Source organism: Arthrobacter sp. AOP29-A2-19 (assembly GCF_058138025.1).
The window spans coordinates 163,954-179,846 of record NZ_CM176894.1; the positions used below are offsets into that span (position 1 = coordinate 163,954).

14 protein-coding genes are annotated in these 15,893 nt (G+C 70.5%); 3 read left to right on the top strand and 11 right to left on the bottom strand.

The genetic code is table 11. From position 1 onward, the window contains the following. Positions 1-3 precede the first annotated feature (3 nt). Positions 4-2,334, bottom strand: coding sequence for a PrpF domain-containing protein (locus AC3ZJJ_RS00755; protein WP_489893369.1), 2,331 nt, complete (start codon positions 2,332-2,334; stop codon positions 4-6). A 270-nt stretch (positions 2,335-2,604) separates the two neighbouring features. On the opposite strand from AC3ZJJ_RS00755, the gene AC3ZJJ_RS00760 reads away from it, so the two are divergent. After that, positions 2,605-3,528, top strand: coding sequence for a LysR family transcriptional regulator (locus tag AC3ZJJ_RS00760; RefSeq protein ID WP_489893370.1), 924 nt, complete (start codon positions 2,605-2,607; stop codon positions 3,526-3,528). A 70-nt stretch (positions 3,529-3,598) separates the two neighbouring features. On the opposite strand, the gene AC3ZJJ_RS00765 is transcribed toward AC3ZJJ_RS00760, so the two are convergent. From AC3ZJJ_RS00765 to AC3ZJJ_RS00775, 3 genes are all read right to left on the bottom strand, one after another. After that, positions 3,599-4,660 carry an aldo/keto reductase gene (locus AC3ZJJ_RS00765; RefSeq protein ID WP_489893371.1) on the bottom strand — a complete coding sequence of 354 codons (1,062 nt, stop codon included), beginning with the start codon at positions 4,658-4,660 and terminating at the stop codon, positions 3,599-3,601. 228 nt (positions 4,661-4,888) lie between these two features. Continuing rightward, positions 4,889-5,101 carry a hypothetical protein gene (locus AC3ZJJ_RS00770; RefSeq protein WP_489893372.1) on the bottom strand — a complete coding sequence of 71 codons (213 nt, stop codon included), beginning with the start codon at positions 5,099-5,101 and terminating at the stop codon, positions 4,889-4,891. Positions 5,102-5,437: 336 nt separating this feature from the next. Next, a complete protein-coding gene (locus AC3ZJJ_RS00775; RefSeq protein WP_489893373.1) occupies positions 5,438-6,622 on the bottom strand; it encodes an acetyl-CoA C-acetyltransferase in 1,185 nt (394 codons plus the stop codon). Between the two features lie 65 nt (positions 6,623-6,687). On the opposite strand from AC3ZJJ_RS00775, the gene AC3ZJJ_RS00780 reads away from it, so the two are divergent. Next, entirely contained in the window at positions 6,688-7,476 is a 789-nt protein-coding gene (locus AC3ZJJ_RS00780) for an alpha/beta fold hydrolase (RefSeq protein ID WP_489893374.1), read from the top strand. A gap of 40 nt (positions 7,477-7,516) precedes the next feature. Here AC3ZJJ_RS00780 and AC3ZJJ_RS00785 read toward each other — a convergent pair whose 3' ends face one another. The 6 genes from AC3ZJJ_RS00785 to AC3ZJJ_RS00810 form a co-directional block, all read right to left on the bottom strand. Next, positions 7,517-8,800, bottom strand: coding sequence for an acyl-CoA dehydrogenase family protein (locus tag AC3ZJJ_RS00785; RefSeq protein WP_489893375.1), 1,284 nt, complete (start codon positions 8,798-8,800; stop codon positions 7,517-7,519). 155 nt (positions 8,801-8,955) lie between these two features. Then, positions 8,956-9,666, bottom strand: a complete 711-nt coding sequence (locus tag AC3ZJJ_RS00790; protein WP_489893376.1) for a TetR family transcriptional regulator — start codon at positions 9,664-9,666, stop codon at positions 8,956-8,958. 23 nt (positions 9,667-9,689) lie between these two features. Then, complete coding sequence (locus AC3ZJJ_RS00795; protein ID WP_489893377.1) at positions 9,690-10,610, bottom strand: amino acid-binding protein; 921 nt, start codon at positions 10,608-10,610, stop codon at positions 9,690-9,692. Positions 10,611-10,655: 45 nt separating this feature from the next. Beyond that, positions 10,656-12,134 (bottom strand): DHA2 family efflux MFS transporter permease subunit, encoded by a 1,479-nt coding sequence (locus tag AC3ZJJ_RS00800; protein ID WP_489895905.1) that lies wholly within the window; start codon positions 12,132-12,134, stop codon positions 10,656-10,658. Positions 12,135-12,237: 103 nt separating this feature from the next. Further along, positions 12,238-13,224, bottom strand: coding sequence for a PhzF family phenazine biosynthesis protein (locus AC3ZJJ_RS00805; RefSeq protein ID WP_489893378.1), 987 nt, complete (start codon positions 13,222-13,224; stop codon positions 12,238-12,240). A gap of 157 nt (positions 13,225-13,381) precedes the next feature. Then, entirely contained in the window at positions 13,382-13,927 is a 546-nt protein-coding gene (locus tag AC3ZJJ_RS00810; RefSeq protein ID WP_489893379.1) for an AMIN-like domain-containing (lipo)protein, read from the bottom strand. Between the two features lie 321 nt (positions 13,928-14,248). Between AC3ZJJ_RS00810 and AC3ZJJ_RS00815 the strand changes: the two genes are divergently transcribed. Next, positions 14,249-15,355 (top strand): mechanosensitive ion channel family protein, encoded by a 1,107-nt coding sequence (locus tag AC3ZJJ_RS00815; protein ID WP_489893380.1) that lies wholly within the window; start codon positions 14,249-14,251, stop codon positions 15,353-15,355. Between the two features lie 25 nt (positions 15,356-15,380). On the opposite strand, the gene AC3ZJJ_RS00820 is transcribed toward AC3ZJJ_RS00815, so the two are convergent. Further along, complete coding sequence (locus AC3ZJJ_RS00820; protein WP_489893381.1) at positions 15,381-15,782, bottom strand: VOC family protein; 402 nt, start codon at positions 15,780-15,782, stop codon at positions 15,381-15,383. Positions 15,783-15,893 lie beyond the last annotated feature (111 nt).

Consider the following 15,893-nt stretch of genomic DNA (forward strand, 5'->3'; position numbering starts at 1 on the left):
TCCTTAGTCGACGCTGATGTCGTAGGTGTCGTGCAGCAGGCGCTGCACGTACTGGCGGGTGCTGTCGGTGACGGTGTAGGCCTCGGAGACGCGCTGCTGGAGCTTTTCGTCGGCGGAGATCGGGTAGCCGCCCAGGATCGTGTCGGCCCTGGCGTTGAAGTCGGTGTTCTCGGACATCTCGTGGGCGGAATCGCGGAGCAGGCCGACCGCCTTCTCGGGGGTGCCCGCGGGGACCCAAAGCCCCTTCTGGTAGGTGTAGGTCAGGCCGAGGAGCGTCTTGTAGGCCTCGAGCTTCTCGCCCGCTGGCTCGGAGCCGTGGATCTCCTTGTAGGCCTCCACGACGGTCGGAACGTCGGGGAAGTTCGGGTCCCTCGCCACGTTGCCGTCGGCGTCGAGCTGCCCGAAGGACATCAGGACGGTGGCCTTGCCCTCTTCGGCGATCCCCTTCACCGCGGAGGCGTACGAGCTTGTGGTCGTGTAGTCGATGTCGACCTCGCCGCGCTGCAGCGCCAGGTTGACCGGGCCGCGCCCCTCGAATCCGAAGGTGGCGGTGGTTTCGGCCTCGAGGAGGTCGAACGCCACAAGCGTGGTCAGGTCCAGCCCGGTGGCGCTGATGCCGCCGAAGACCAGCGGCTTGTCGCGGTCGACCAGGTCCTTCAGTCCCTCGACGCCGGCGTCGGTGCGGCCGTAGATGACGCCGCCGGTGCCATTGACCAGGACGGGGGTGAGTTCGTCGAAGGAGTACTTCACCGCGTCGCGGCCGAGCACCCACGGGACCACCGTGCTGGCCGTGCTGACCAGGATCTCCGTGCCGTTGTCGCGGGCGGACGTCGCGAAGTGGTTGGAGCCGGTGATTCCCTCGCCTCCGGCCTCGTTGGTCGGTGCGAACCCGGGGACGCCGGGCACGAAGTGCACCAACTCCGAGCCGATGAAGCGGGCCCACGTGTCCGTGCCGCCACCCTCGGCGAGCGGGATGGTGAGCTGGATGGTCTCGCCGGCGAAGTCGCCGTCCTCGGTGGTGGCGGGCGGATTCAGCAGGCTCCCGCCGAAGACGGTGGTGCCCAGTCCCAGCGCGGCGAAGAGGCCCACGGCCGCGAGGACGGTGCGGCGCGAGTGTTGCGGCGGATCGGCATGCAGCCGAAGCTTGGCCAGCGCGGTGTCCGCCGGCACCGCGGCGTCCGGAGAGGCGGGCGCGTAGCCACGGGACGCGGACTGGAGATCCGGTGCGGCGGCTACGCGCCCGGGCAGGGGAAGGTCGGCGCGGGCCAGCACGCGGGCGGTCCGCGTGGAGCCGACGACGTCCTTGGCCTCGACGGTGCGCCGCCACGTGGACACGATGCCGGCCGGGGTTCGGATGTGCAGGTCCGGGCCCGCGGGCGTGGCCAGGGCGCGCTGGACGACCGTGTCCGGCGTGCCGGCCGCCATGGTCAACCCGACGCTACCGGTGATCGCCAGCGCGGGGTGCGGGTTGCCCATCGAGAGCATCATGACCTGCACCGCGGCGCCGTCGTCCGCGCCAGCCGTTGCGTCGACGGGCGAGGCGATCGCAAGCTTCGGGACCGCGCGTTCCGCGCCTTCGGGGGTCGCCGCGAGCCCCATCACGACGGCGGCGGCGCGGCGGATGGCATCGAGGCGCTCCAGTTCGGGAAGGACCTCGACCTGCCAGTTGGCGAACGGGATCCCGCCCAGCCCCGCCGTTTCCGACGAGACGATGACCAGCGGCGCGCCGGCGTCGAGCAATGTTGCCTCGATTCTGGCGCCCCGTACGGAGAGGATGTCCGTGCCGTTGCCCGTGGGGAGAAGCGCGCCCGTGGTGCGCCCCGCCGGATCGACGAATCCGAGCCCGACGGCGGTGCCCGGGAAAGGGACGCCCGGGATGGTCGTGTCCAGTTGGGGATCCCAGCGGCCGCCCGGGGTCGCGACGCGCTGCAGGATCAGCTGGCCCGTGTTGGTGTTGCGCGTGCGGACGAGCGTCTCGGCGCCGTGTGCCGGCACCCACCCCTTCTCCAGCGCGAACGGAGCCACGACGGCGGAGCAGTTTCCGCAGTTGCTGCCCCAGTCGACCGTGCCCTCTTCGATGCCCACCTGGGCGAACGTGTATTCCACGTCCACGTCCGGGTCCGCCGACCGGGAGAGGATGACGGCCTTGCTCGTGGTCGAGGTGCCGCCCCCGACGCCGTCCACCTGGCGCGGATCGGGGCTCCCGAAGAGTCGCAGGAGCGTCTCGTCGAGCGTGTAGCCGGGGATGTCGAGGGCGTGGCGCTCGAAGACCCAGCACTTGCTGGTTCCGCCCCGCATCCACACCGCGGGAACCGAATGGGTTGTTGTTTTCATCTGCCGTCCAAGTCGATACAAGGTCTTCTGCCGGTGTGACGCCCGGCACTGTCTCCCTATCGATGGTGATGCCGCAATGATTGAATTACTAGTTACAGTAAGTAGAGTGCCATGTAGCAATGCTTCATCCATTTGCGGCGGCGAGCGGATGGTGCCCGAACGGCTGCCAGGTTCCCGCCGGCACTGGGCCGCCCGCTCGGCGGCGATCGGCGAATGAAGTGCGGGTTCCGCGGGCTTCAATGGGTTGAAGCGCCACTACAAGGAGGTTTAATGCTGGACGTCAAAAGACTCCAGGTACTGCTCAAGGTGGTCGAGACCGGATCGGTGAGCGCCGCCGCGGACGAGCTCTTCTACACGCCCTCGGCGGTGTCCCAGCAGCTCCGGAAACTGGAGGACGAGGTCGGCCAACCGCTGTTGCGCCGCCGGGCCCGCGGCATGGTCCCCACCGACGCGGGCCACGTGCTCGCCGGCCACGCCCGGACCATCCTGCGCCAGATGGATGCCGCGGTTGCCGACCTTGCCCAGCTGTCGGCGCTGGATGGCGGGAGCCTGAACCTGGGAACCTTTCCCACGTTGGGCGGCTCGTTCCTGCCGCTCGTGATCAGCCGGTTCCGCAGCCAGTATCCGGCCATCGCGCTGCACGTGACCAGCAGCCGGCTCGACGGGCTGCTGGACCTGCTCGCCCGGGGCGACCTCGGGCTCAGCCTCCTCTGGGAGTACGCCTGGAATCCGTTGGATCCCAAGCAGTTCGATCTCCTGCCGGTCTTCGAGGAGCCGACGGTCCTGGTCGTGGGCGCACAGCATGCGCTGGCGGACCGCGGTCAGGTGGAGATGGCAGAGCTGGGCGCCGAGCAGTGGATCGTGAGGGCGGACAACCACCCGGTGGGGGAGGTCCTGCAGCGCTCGTGCAACGCGGCGGGCTTCTCGCCACTGATCTCATTCCAGGCCAACGACTACCAGGAGGCGCAGGCCATGGTGAGCGTGGGCCTGGGCATCGCCCTGGCGCCGCTGAGCGCCGTGGTCATCCAGCACCCCGGGGTGCGTGTCCTGCGGCTCGGCGACAGCGCACCCTCCCGGCGGGTTGTGTTGGCGCAGCGGCACGACAGGGTGCGCGCGCCGGCCGAGGTCGCCTTCCAGTCCCTGCTGCTCCGGGTCGCCGAGGAGTGGGAACGCGACGTCGTGTCGCCGTCCTAGCGACTTGTTGACGACGGCGCCCCGCCCCAAACGGACGTGTGGGACGGGGCGTCGTCATGTTCCTATCTGGCTACCTCTCCGACTGGCTCCGCCACAGGTCGACCTCCGCCACGTCCGTGGTGATGGCGTCGATGCGCCGCAGTTCCCCGTCCGTGAACTCCGTGTTGGCCAGGGCTCCGAGGTTCTCGTCCAACTGCGCCGTGGAGGAGGCCCCGAGGAGAACGGAGGTGACGCCGCCGTCGCGCAGCAGCCAGGCGATGGCGAGCTGCGCCAGGGACTGGCCGCGCTCGCCGGCCAGGGCCGCCAGATCGCGGACCTTGCGGAGGTTCTCGGCGTTGAGCCCGGAGAGGGACGTGCGCCCTCCGGCGGGAACGGCGTCGTCGTTGTCCAGGTACTTGTTTGTCAGCAGGCCCTGGGCCAGAGGAGTGAAGGCGATCGATCCCATCCCGTTCGCGGCGAGCGTCTCCAGAAGTCCGTCCTCCACCCAGCGGTTGAGCAGCGAGTAGGACGGCTGGTGGATCACCAGAGGCGTTCCCAGCTCCCGTGCCACTTTGACTGCCGCCTCCGTGCGCTCCGGCGAATAGGAGGAGATGCCGACGTAGTTGGCCTTGCCCTGGCGGACGAGGCGGTCCAGCGCGTCGACGGTCTCCTCGATGGGCGTCTCCGGGTCCGGACGGTGCGAGTAGAAGATGTCCACGTACTCCAGCCCCATTCGCTGAAGGGACGCGTCGGCCGAGGCGGTGATGTACTTCCGCGAGCCGTTGTTTCCGTAGGGGCCGGGCCACATGTCCCAGCCCGCCTTGGACGAGACAATGAGCTCGTCGCGGTAGGGCTTGAAGTCGGTCCGCATCATGCGGCCGAAGTTCTCCTCCGCCGAGCCGTACGGCGGGCCGTAGTTGTTCGCGAGGTCGAAGTGCGTGATGCCGCGGTCGAACGCGTGGCGAAGGATCTCGCGCTGGGTGTCGAACGGCCGGTTGTCGCCGAAGTTCCACCAGAGGCCCAGGCTCACCGGCGGCAGCAACAGCCCGGAGGTCCCGACGCGGCGATAGCCGAAGTGGTCGTAGCGGTCTTCCGCGGCCGCGTAGGGGCGGTGCGATTCGGGGACGCGGGGGAAGCGGACGTCGTCAGCCAAGGTGGCCTCCAGGATGTTCGGTGGCGGGGGTCACCAGCAATGCTACGTTGAGGCGCCCTGACCGGGCGTTAACGAATGAAGCACCGGTCGTAGCGGACAAGGAGGCTATAAAAGCCGCTACAACCGGTGCTCCTGATCACTCGCACCTTGAGAAGGTGGTCTCAGCCTAGGGGCCGATTCTTGGAGCTTGCTGTGCGCCGCATCGGAGCATCGTGTGTGCGGATTCCGCTAGTAGTTCGACGGCGGATCGGAGGCGGGGAAGGACTCGTCCTCCCACTCCTCCACCATCTCCTCCTCATGGTCGTGCTTCATCGCGGCCGTTTCTCCGGCGAGCTTTTCCGCGTCGGTCTTCTCGGCGTCGGGCTTCCCGGCCCCGGGACGCTCGTGGGGGGACGGCGTGGGGAGATCCTCGGCCGGGGTGCCGTCGATCGAATGGCTCATGGTGCATTCCTCCTGGATTGGGGCGGATCTACCGACTCCAGTCTCCCGCCGCAGACGTGGCCTGTCGAGGAATGCGGGGAGGTGCCGTGCGCAATCGGCGTCCGGGGGAACTTCCACACTTAAAAGGGGCGAGCACCGACCGGACGGCAGTTGGGGGGATAGCCGTGGCTCCGGTCGGTGCTCTTCATCACTCGCACCTTCATGAGGTATCTACGACTCTAGGAATCGAAGCTTGGCGTTGCCTGAGAAATGGGTCGGAACGCCGTGTGAATACAGTGAAACACTGGGTTACACGGCCCCCTTGGCGCCACATTAGCCCGCCTGGGTGAGCACTTTTCAGGCTTTGAGAATCAGTGCGTCGCCCTGCCCGCCGCCCCCGCACAGCGCCACGACGCCGATGCCGCCGCCGCGACGCCTGAGCGCGAGGGCCTGGTGCAGCGCGAGCCTGGCTCCCGACGCTCCCACGGGATGCCCCAGGGCGATCGCCCCGCCGTCGAGATTGATCGCCGCCGGATCCACGCCGAGGTCCTTCGCGGACTGCAGCACCACGGAGGCGAACGCCTCGTTGATCTCGATCAGGTTCAAGTCCGCGGGCGAGAGCCCCTCCTTCGCCAGCGCCGCAAGGATGGAGTCGCTCGGCTGGGAGTGCAGTTGCCCGTCGGGCCCGGCGGTCTGGCCGTGGGCGCCCACCTCGCACAGCCACTCGAGCCCGGTCTCGATGGCGGCGCCCTTGCGGGCCACGACCAGGGCGGCCGCCCCGTCCGAGAGCGGGGAACTGGAGCCCGCCGTGATGGTCGCGCCCGGGTCCTTGGAGAACACGGGACGCAGCGCCGCCAGCCGCTCCACGGAGGTGTCCTCGCGGATGCCTTCGTCTTCCGCGAGGAGCACGGGCTCCCCACGGCGCTGCGGAACCTCGATCGGCGCAATCTCCTCCGACAAGAGCGGACGGGCGGCCGCGGCGCGCTGGTGGGAGCGCGCGGCCACCTCGTCCTGCTCCCGCCTCCCGATCCCGCGCTCGGCGTTGCCGCGGTCCGTGGCTCCGCCCATCAGTTCGCCGGACACGGGGTCGTGCAGACCGTCGTGGTTGAGCGAATCGAGCATGGGCGCGTCACCGAGCGCCACACCCCCGCGCATTCCCTTCACCAGGTGCGGCGCGTTGGTCATGGACTCCTGGCCGGCGGCCACGATGAAGTCAGCCTCCCCGGCACGGATCATCCGGGCCGCGTCGATGACCGCTGTGAGGCCGGACAGGCACAGCTTGTTGATGGTCACGGTGGGCACGTTCCAGCCGATCCCGGCACCGAGGGCGGCCTGGCGTGCCGGGCCCTGCCCGGACCCGGCGAGGATGACCTGCCCGACGATCACGTGTCCGATCCGCTCCGGCGCGACGCCCGCGCGCTCCAGGGCATGGCGGATCGCGTGGCTGCCGAGCTCCGTTGCGCTGAGCGGGGCAAGCCCGCCGCGGAACTTCCCAAAGGGCGTGCGCGCGCCGGCGAGGATCACGGGAGTGTTGTCGGTCATGGTGTTGCCTCCATCGGTGTGCCGCAGTGCCCGGCGGTCGCCGGCGCGGTCGGTAGTCTAGGCGGGTGGCTGAAGCACTGAACCCGATCGACGGAACCCGCATCTCCTTCGACGCGACGGGCGAGGGCCCCGCCGTCGTGCTGCTGCACGGCTCGGCCCTCTCGCGCGCCATCTGGCGCGGGCTCGGCTACGTGGGGGCGCTCGCGGACGCCCACACCCTGGTCCGGATTGATTTGCGCGGACACGGGCGAAGCGACAAGCCGCACGACGCCGGGGCGTACGCCATGCGGCTCGTCGCCGGCGACGTGCTCGCCGTGATGGACGCCGCGGGCCTGGACCGGGCGTCCGTCGTCGGATACTCGTTCGGAGCCCGGGTCGGCTTTGCGCTCGCCGCCTCCGCGCCGGGGCGCGTGGAGCGGCTGGCCACCCTGGGCGGGGCGTACCGACCGCAGGCAGGGCAGGTCGCGAAGGTTTTCTTCGACGGTTACGCCGAGGCCCTGCGCGACGGGGGGATGCCCGGGTTCGTCGAGGGGATGGTCGCCGCCGGCCGCGACGTCGATCCGGCCACCCGCGCCGCGTTCCTCGCCAACGACCCGCTGGCCCTCGGGGCCTACTTCGAGGCGACGGAGGCGGCGCCGGGACTCTCCGAACCGCTGCTCCACCAGCTGACCATGCCGGCGCTGCTCATGGCCGGGACCCGGGATCCCGCGCGGCTGGAGGAGTCCCGCCACGCGGCCACCGTGATGCCGAACGCCCGCTTCGTCGAGTTGCCGGGGCGCACGCACGCGGGGACGCTGCATCCTTCGGGCGACGTCCTCGAGCACCTGGTTCCCTTCCTGCGTGGCTCCTGCTGAATTCTGTGCCGCGACGGCCGCTCGAAAGCGGCCGCCCCGCTTAGCCGGCGAAGGCGGACAGGCCGGTGATGGACCGGCCGATGATCAGCGCCTGGACGGTCTCCGTGCCCTCGTAGGTGTGGATGGCCTCGATGTCCGCGATGTGGCGGGCGATGCGGTTCCGCAGCAGAATCCCGTTTCCGCCCAGCAGGTCCCGGGCGTTCGAGGCGATCTGGCGCGCCGTGCGCGTGCACGTGTACTTCGCCAGGGAGGCCTGCACGGGGCTGAGCTGGCCGCGCTCCTCGAGGGCGGTCATCTGTGTGACCATCAGCTGCATCGTGGCCAGCTCGGAGTGCATGCGTGCCAGCCGCTCCTGGACGATCTGCGACGCCGCGAGCGGCCGGCCGAACTGGATACGCTGCGACGCGTACTGCACGGCGGTCTCGTAGCAGGCGGTGGCGTGCCCGACGGCGGACCACGCGACGCCCAGCCGGGTGGCGAAGAGGACCTTGGCGGTGTCCTTGAACGAGTTGGCCCCGGGCATAACGTTGGCGTCCGGAACGAAGACGTTCTCCAGCCGAATGTGGGCCTGCCAAATGGCGCGCAGGCTCAGCTTTCCCTCGATGGTGGTTCCGGTGTAGCCCTCGGACTCCTGCGGGACAATAAAGCCGCGGACGTTGCCCTCGTCGTCCCGGGCCCACACGATCGTCACGCCGCCGGTGGAGCCGTTGCCGATCCACTTCTTCTCGCCGTTGAGCAAGTAGCCCCCGTCGACGCGGGTGGCGCGGGTCTCCAGCGACACCGAGTCGGAGCCGTGGGTGGGCTCGGTGAGCGCGAACGCGCCCAGGACCTCGGCGGTCGCCAGTTTCGGCACCCACTCGGCGACCTGATCGGGTGAGCCGCACATCGCGACGGAGCGGAGGGCAAGCCCGGCCTGCACGGCGCCGATCGTTCCCACAGAGCCGTCGCCCCGGGACAGCTCCATGTTGACCAGCCCGGCGGCCAGCGTGCTCATCGCGGGGTAGCCCGCCACATCGATTCCGTCCCGCAGCAGGTCCAGTTCGCCGAGCCGCGTGGCCAGTGCGAAGGGGTAGTCGGCCGCGTTCCAATAGGCGTCGATGACGGGGCGGACCTCATCCAGGGAGAACCTGCGTGCCCGGTCCCAGTAGGCCCGGTCGGCCTCGGGCACGGCGCCGAACAGGCCGGCCGGGTCCACGTCGACCTCGCCCCACAGTTCGTACTCCGGCTCCTCCACTCCGTGCGGGAAGGCGTCTTCGCGCACGGGCGAGGCGGCCTCTTGGGCCAGGTCGTCGAGGTCGGTGGCGGTCGGGTTCAGCGGGGCCATGGGAGTCCTTCGGGAAGCCGCGTCCACGACGCCGTCGACGGGCGCCGGCACACGGGCGTGGTGGGCTCCACACAGCATGATTGAAACTGCGGTTCACGTCAAGAACCTCAGTGTCACGTAGAGTGCGCGCCGCGACGCCGCCCCGCTCGGTGGCCTCAGTGGCGGGGGAGGGCCTCGCGCACCGCCGCCAGGATGTCTTCCGGGCGTGCGCCCGGGTCAAGCACGGTCACCACGACGGCTGGCCCGGCCGGGGCGGCGGCCGCGCGGGGTATCGCGCCCGCCGCGGGCGCGCGGCCCGCAAGGCGCGGACCGAACAGGCGCGCGAGGCCCCGCAGTTCGCGCTCGAGTTCGCCGCGGATGGCGCCGTCCTGGTCGCGGAGCCAGCGGCGCAGGAAGGCATTGTGCACGGCCACGACGGCGGCCGCGAACGCAACCGACGCGGTGCCGCCGCCGGCCTGCGAACCGTCCCCGTCCGAGGCGTCCAGGCCGCGGCGGAACGTGCGCTCGTAGCGGTGTGTGCTGACCAGTTCCCTGTCCCGCAGGGCGGGCACCTCCTGGAGGAGGCGATGGCGGAGCAGGGAGGCCTCCGGGCGCGAGGTGTGGTGGTCGAACACTGCCATCGCCGCGTCGACGACGGCGTCCCGGGGAGAGTCCCGCCCTCCCGCGAGCACGTGCTCGACCAGGGAGATCACGGACTCCATGTCCGCGAAGACCATGTCCTCCTTGGTGCCGAAGCGGCGGAAGAAGGTGCTCCGGCTGATGCCGGCGGCGGCGGCCAACTGGTCCACGCTCGTGGCGTCGAATCCCTGTTCCACGAGGAGGCGCAGGGCGGCGTCGGGAATCGCGGACGGTGGCGTGGCGGTCATGCCGGTGAATGTAGCACGGGCCGTTAGCCGCGCCGCGCGCGGCTGACCTCCACCGCCTCGGCCAACTCGGCGAGCCGGTGGGCGCGGGCGGACTCCGCGGGGGTGAAGGGTTCGCCGGGCCGGTGCGCGATGAGCGGCGCCCCGGACGCCGTCGGGAGCCGCAGGACCGTGCCCGCCGCCTTGTCCGCGGCCGTGGGAGCGGTCTCCGGCACGCCGTTGGGACCGCCCGTGCGGGAGACGTTGATCGCGGTTCCGCCGCAGTGGATGGTGGCCCCCAACAGCTCGGACAGCGCCTCCGCGATGGACTCCGGTTCCGCGGCCACCCGCGCGGCCAGGCCGAGGCTGCGGGTCTGAGCGTCGGCCAGGGCCATGGGGGTCGTGGGCCAGGCCGCGCCCTCGTGCGCTCCCGCGGTCCTCAGCGCGTCCAACAAGTCCCGCTCGCCGAGCCCGGCCGGGGCCGAGACCACGAGTTCGTCCAGGACGGCCGACGACTCCCCGCCGAGCGGGTGGACGTGAATGGCCAGGATGTTGGCGTCCACCACGGCGAGTTCGTGGGTGACGCGCTCAAGCGCGCCGGCGCGGTCCGGCAGCGAGAAGCGGAGGCGCCAGAGGGCCTGCGCTTCGTCGAGCTCCCGCCGGCGGCGCAGCTGCGGCGCGTGGAGGAACCCCCGAAGGAACCGGGCCGCCGACGGTTCGGCGACCCAGATGGCCAGCGCGGTGGCGGCGACCGTCAGCAGCAGCACCTTGAGCGGCAGGGGCAGGTGCAACTGAAGGACGGCGGCGTGGACGGCCAGTTCCACCGGCAGGATGGCCAGGACCAGTCCGAGCGTGCGCCGGAAGCGTGCAGGCTCCGGCGGCTGGCCGCAGTCCGGGCAGGCCAGGGGATGGTCCGACGGCCTGTGCGCATCGTGTCCGGGGCGCGGGGCCCCCGTGAGCCTCTTCATGTCCCCAGCTTGGCCCGCCGGTGTCACGGCAGTGTTGCGCGTCCGTCACTTTTGTGTGAGATCGCCCTGCGCGTCCATCGGGGAGGCGGAGGTTTCCGCGGCCGGTGCCGTGCGGGGCCGCCGGAAGAATACCGCGACGATACCCCCGGCGACCGCCACGAGGCCCGGCAGCAGCAGCGACTGTCCCAGCGCCGCGCTGAACGCCGCATGCAGGAAATCGGGGATCCGCTGCCCCATGGCGCCCTCGCCCGCCACGGCGGGAACCCCCGCCGCGGAGCCCTGCCCGGCCGCCAGCGCCGCGGCGCTTTCGGCGGCGATGCGCCCCTCCATCAGCGCGGCGATCAGCGCCGAACCAAGCACGGCACCCACCTGCCGCGTGGTGTTGTAGACGCCGGAACCAGCGCCGGCCTCCGCCTGCCCGAGGTCGCGGGTGGCCGTCAGCGACACGGAGGGCCAGATGAGTGCGCTGCCCAGCCCCATAACAACGGGCGGCAGCAGGAGGACCCAGTACGGGGTGTCCGGGGCGATGATCAGCCCGTAGGCCACGATCGCGCCGCCGAAGAGCAGGAAGCCGGGGACGGCCAGCAGCTTGGGGTCGACCCGGTTCACGTAGCGCCCCGCCAGCGGCGCGAGGATGCCCGCGACGACCGCCATCGGGGCGATCATCAGCGCCGAAAGCGTCGGCGAGAGGCCACGGACGGACTGCAGATAGAGGATCATGGGGAAGCTCATGGCCGTGATGGCAAGGCCCATGGCCATAATCGCCACGTTGGCGAGCGAGAAGTTGGCGTCGCGGAACAGCCCCAGCGGCAGGAGGGGCTCGTTGCGGTTGAACCGCTGCCAGGCCAGGAACAGCGCCAGCACCACAACTCCTGCGCCGATGACGTGCCAGACGCCGATGCCGCCCGCGATCTCGCCCCAGCCGTAGGTGTTTCCCTCCTGGATGCCGAAGACGATCAGGAACATCGCGACGGCGGAGAGCGCCACGCCGGGCAGGTCGAACCGGTGGCTGTGCCGCTCGAGCTGCGGGACCTTGACCCATACGCGGTAGAACGCGAACACGCCGACCGGAACGTTGACGAAGAAGATCCACTCCCAGCCCAACGTGTCCACGAGCACTCCGCCCAGGAGCGGCCCGGTCAGCGCCGCGATGCCCGCCACGGCGCCCCAGACGCCCATGGCCGCGCCGCGGCGGCTGGCCGGGAACATCCGGGTAATGAAGGTCATGGTCTGGGGGCTCATAAGCGCCGCCCCGAGACCCTGGAGCACGCGGGCGGCGATCAGGGTCTCGATGTCCGGGGACAGGCCGCACCACAGCGACGCCAGCGTGAAGACGGACAGACCGATGAGGTACATGTTCTTCGGGCCGAAGCGGTCGCCGAGCCTCCCGGTGATCAGCAGCGGGACCGCGAACGCCAAGAGGTATGAACTATTGACCCAGATGACGCCGTTGATGTCCGTGCTCAGCCCGCCCATGATGGCCGGCATGGCGGTGGAGACGATCGTCGAGTCGACGAGGATCATAAAGAAGCCGATAACAAGAGCCCAAAGGGCGGCCCATGACTTCTTGTCGTGGAGGTCTGCGGCGGTGGTTGGCTGGTCTGTCGTCACCGGTAGAGCGTACTCCTCAGTGGGAGCGCATAGTTCCGTCGATGCATGTGACCGCCTGACCGGCGATCCACACCCCTTCGGCGTCCGAGGAAACCTCCACGTGGCCGTCCCGGCCCAGCCGGGTACCCTGGCGGACGGTGTAGTTTTCCGGTGCGAGCCCCGCGGGGATCAGCCACTGCGCCAGCCCCGCGTTGAGACTTCCCGTGACCGGGTCCTCCGGCAGCCCCTCGCCCGGGCAGAAGGCGCGGACCTCGTAGTCGGCCGGCGCGGTGGACACGGCGGCCTCGAAGGCGCCGGCCCGGCCGGTGCGGTGGCGCACGGGCAGCGGCTCCAGCTCGGCCCGGGCGCCCTTGGGCCTTTGCCGGCCCTCACCGCCGTAGCCGGCTGCCCGGGTTCCGGGTGTCGCGTGGGCGCCGATCACGCCCACCTCGAGGCCCTCCAGCGCGGTGAAGTCGGGCTCGAGAGCGAGCACGGCGTCGGCGTCGCGGAGCAGCAGGCCGGCCCACTGCGGGCCGTTGGCCACCCACTGGTGGTCCAGCACGTCCTCGGGTCGCAATCCGAGGCCGCCGAGCGCCCACTCGAGCACGTCCTCCTCCAGCGGGCCGGAACGGACCAGTGGCGGGGCCTTCAGCGCCAATCGACGTCCCGTGTCGTCTCCAGCGTCGGAACCGGTCCGCACCTCTATCAGTCCGGCGCCGCACTCCTGGACCAGGACCCCCGGCCGTGCGCTCCGGCCCCCGGCCTCGAGCCACGCGTGCGCCGTGCCAAGCGTGGGATGGCCGGCGAAGGGGAGTTCGGTGGTTGTGGTGAAGATCCGAACCCTGTAGTCCGCGCCCGGCCGGGTGGGTGGCAGGATGAACGTCGTTTCCGCCAGATTGGTCCAGTTCGCGAAGCGCAACATGTCCGCGTCGCCCAGGCCTTCGCCGTCCAGGACGACGGCAAGGGCGTTGCCCCGGTACGGCACCGAGGTGAAGACATCGACCTGTTTATAGGGACGGTTCATACCAGCATCGTGGCACAGGCGCCCGGCCGTGGCCCGTCCGGCGGGGTATCGTGACGCCACTGTTGCGCCCAGGCACGCCATGCTCCCGCCCTCCGGCGTGGGGCGGCATGGCGAGGCCACCGCGCCGAGGCGCGGTGGCCTGGACCGGTTGGTGTGCCTACCAGCGGTGGGCGACGTCGATCACCAGCATGGTGGTGTTGCCCGGGCCGTCGAGCGTCATGGTGCGGAACGGCAACCGGGCGCGCACGCCGAGCCCGAACGAGCTCTGGCCCTCGAAGCTCCCGAGGAAGGCGACTTGGCGGAACGTCCGGTATCCGGAGACGTTGACCACTTTCTTGTGGTTTTTCGGCTTGTAGGTGGCGCGGCCGGCGGAGTTGTACGCCGGTGCGCGGACGATGACCTGGAGGTCGGCGGCCCCGGCGAGCGGGACGCGGCGGCCCTCGCCCTCCGTGTACACGCTCTTGACGTAGCGGACGTCGTAGCCCTTCACGTCGCCGCGCAGGTCGATGACCATGCGGTCGAAGCAGGCGTGGCGTCCGGTGCGGACGTTCTTGACCTGCGCGGTGGCCATCCCGGCCTCGCGGTCCGCCACGGAACCCCACGTGATGCCGCAGTAGGGGGCCGCGGTGGCGGGACTTGCCGGGGTCAGTCCGAGCCCGGCAACCAGCAGCGCCGCAGCGATGCCGGCCTTGATTGCTTTCATGAAAATCGTCTCCCGATGGAAGGTAAACGGCTGTGACGGGTCCATGGTGCGCCGCGCGTTCGGCCAAGGGAAGTGGTTTGTCAAAGTGCGGCGCAAGCGTTATCGGCGATAACGGCGGCGGCGCCCGGGCGCCCGGGCGGCGCCGGTTACGCGGACCCTGAAGGTCACCGCCGGGCACGCGCGGGGATGTCTAATGCGTCACCGTGGCCGTCCCGGCGCCGGCCCGCGGTCACGTTCTGACGTGGCCGGACGCGCCACCGTCCGCGGCGGCCCCCGCGGTTCGCGTCGCGTCCGCGGCGCACGGTGTGGAACGCTTGAACCATGCTTGCCTTTCCCACCGCTTCCACCTCCTCGCTGGGCGGCGCCCTCGATGGGTTGGCCGAGGCCACCGGCGCCGAGGCGTTGCCCGTAGGCGCCCGGCCTCTCATGGCCGTCGCCATCGCCGTCGTTGCGGCGGTCGCCATCACCCTGGTCCTGGCGTTCGTCGTCGGCAAGGTCCTCCGCCACCGCGAGGCGCTGCGCGCGGACGTGAACCGCGCCCGGTTGCCGTTCCTGCTGGTGCTGGCGCTCGCCGGATCGACCGCCGCGCTGCAGGCCACGGCGGCGGACGCGGGGTGGCACGGCGCGGTCGACTTTGTGCTGCTGTGCCTGCTGATCGGCTGCTTTGCGTGGCTCGTCACGGTTCTGCTGCACCTGCTGGAGTCGGCGCTGCTGGCGAAGTACCGAAAGGACCTGCCCAACCAGCGCCGGATGGCGAAGCTGCGCACCCAAGTGACGCTGCTGCGCCGAGTGGCGATCGCCGTGGTCATCACGCTCGCCGTGGCGGCCATCCTGCTGCTCATCCCGCAGGTCCGCGCGCTGGGCGCCGGCATCCTGGCGTCCGCGGGCCTGATATCCGTGGTCGCCGGCCTGGCGGTCCAGGGCACGCTCTCCAACGTCTTCGCGGGCCTGCAGATCGCGTTCACGGACGCCATCCGGGTCGACGACATCGTGCTGGTCGAGGGGCAGCAGGGCAGCATCGAGGAGATCACGCTGACCTACGTCGTGGTGGCCATGCCCGACGAGCGGCGCATGATCCTGCCGTCGACGCACTTCACCACGGTGCCGTTCGAAAACTGGTCCCGCGGCACGTCGGAGATCAGCGGCAACGTGGTCCTGGACCTGAACTGGACGGCGCCCGTGGAGCGGCTGCGCGCGCGGCTGCAACAGCTTCTCGATTCCTCTGACCTGTGGGACGGCCGCTCCGGTTCGCTGAACGTCGTCAACGCCGTCGGAGGCATCCTTCAGGTCAGCATCTTCGTCAGCGCGCGCAACCCGGGCGACCTGTTCGACCTGAAGAACTACGTCCGGGAGCGCCTCATCCACGAGATGCAGGAGAAGTACCCGGACGCGCTTCCGACGCCGGTGGGCCAGCGCCCGCCGGCCTGATCGGGCTCCGCGGGCGAAGGAGCCCTCAGGTGGCCTCCGTGCCCGCCGGCGCGGCGTTCTCCCACAGGCCGAGCACGTTGCCTTCGCTGTCGCGGAAGTAGGCCGCGAAGCCCATGTCTCCGACCGGCTCCCGGGGCGACACGGTGGATCCGCCGGCCGAGGCCACCTTGTCCAGCGCGGCATCGATGTCCTCGACCTCGAGCGTGACCATCGGCGTCCTGAGTTTCTCCTCGCGGCGGAACATGCCCCCGTTGATCGATCCGGGCTCCGTGGGCCTGCCGTCGGCGTCCGTGGGGGCCGTCGTCACCATGGTGTACTCCATTTCCGGCATGGCCTGGGTCTGCCAGCCGAACACGGAACTGTAGAAGCCGCTGGCCCGCTCGGGGTCGTCGGTGGGGATCTCGAAATGCACGACTCGTCCGGTCATCGGTGGCACCTGTCTTCCGGGGGACGGCGCGGGCGGTCCACGCCTCGTGCGCCCAGTGTAGGAAGCGTCCGGGCCCCGCGGAAGACGGCGAACGGCGCCGGAGCGTTCAGT